We start from the raw sequence: 1,032 nt of genomic DNA, 5'->3' as shown, positions 1-1,032 counted from the left end.
GAAGAGGGAGAGTCGGTAGTGGTCAGCGGTCTGTTCCTGATTGACTCGGAGGCCAATATTACCGGCGCGCTGGAGCGCATGCGTCACGCTGAAACGGCTGACGGCGCGCATTCTGGCCATTAAGGAGACGATGATGATTGAATGGATTATCCGGCGGTCAGTCGCCAACCGTTTCCTGGTCATGATGGGGGCGCTCTTCCTCAGCGTCTGGGGGGCATGGACCATCATCAACACCCCGGTCGATGCCTTGCCCGATCTGTCTGACGTTCAGGTGATTATCAAAACCAGCTATCCCGGCCAGGCTCCGCAGATTGTTGAAAACCAGGTGACCTATCCACTCACCACCACCATGCTGTCGGTTCCCGGCGCTAAGACCGTGCGCGGTTTTTCGCAGTTTGGTGATTCGTATGTCTATGTCATTTTTGAAGATGGCACCGATTTGTACTGGGCCCGTTCGCGCGTGCTGGAGTATCTGAACCAGGTTCAGGGCAAACTGCCTGCCGGTGTGAGCTCAGAGATCGGTCCTGATGCCACCGGCGTGGGCTGGATATTTGAGTATGCGCTGGTGGATCGCAGCGGAAAACACGATCTCGCCGAGTTACGCTCGTTGCAGGACTGGTTCCTGAAATTTGAACTGAAAACGATCCCGAATGTGGCTGAAGTGGCCTCCGTCGGCGGCGTGGTGAAGCAGTATCAGATCCAGGTCAATCCGTTAAAACTGGCTCAGTACGACATTAGTCTGCCGGAGGTTAAGCAGGCCCTTGAGTCGTCTAACCAGGAGGCAGGGGGATCGTCAGTTGAAATGGCGGAAGCGGAGTATATGGTCCGGGCCAGCGGCTATCTGCAGACGATGGACGATTTCAATAACATCGTTCTGAAAACCGGCGAGAACGGGGTACCGATTTACCTTCGTGATGTTGCCCGCGTACAAACGGGGCCGGAAATGCGGCGCGGTATTGCCGAGCTTAACGGGCAGGGTGAAGTGGCGGGCGGCGTGGTGATCCTGCGTTCGGGTAAAAACGCGCGCGAGGT

The 1,032-nt window shown here is 56.6% G+C and carries 1 protein-coding gene and 1 pseudogene; both read left to right on the top strand.

Translation table 11 applies throughout. The annotated features are described in order from the left end of the window. Positions 1–123: hypothetical protein (locus tag DOU50_RS23745; protein ID WP_228117484.1), on the top strand; the 123-nt coding region annotated here is incomplete at its 5' end. A gap of 10 nt (positions 124–133) precedes the next feature. Further along, positions 134–1,032 (top strand): annotated as a pseudogene (gene silA / locus DOU50_RS00195) (Cu(+)/Ag(+) efflux RND transporter permease subunit SilA); the annotation flags it as partial.

It is taken from the genome of Enterobacter sp. C6, from assembly GCF_008122455.1.
GTDB lineage: Bacteria > Pseudomonadota > Gammaproteobacteria > Enterobacterales > Enterobacteriaceae > Enterobacter > Enterobacter pseudoroggenkampii.
Note: the sequence above shows the minus strand (reverse complement) of the source record. Positions and strands in the feature narration are given on the sequence as shown.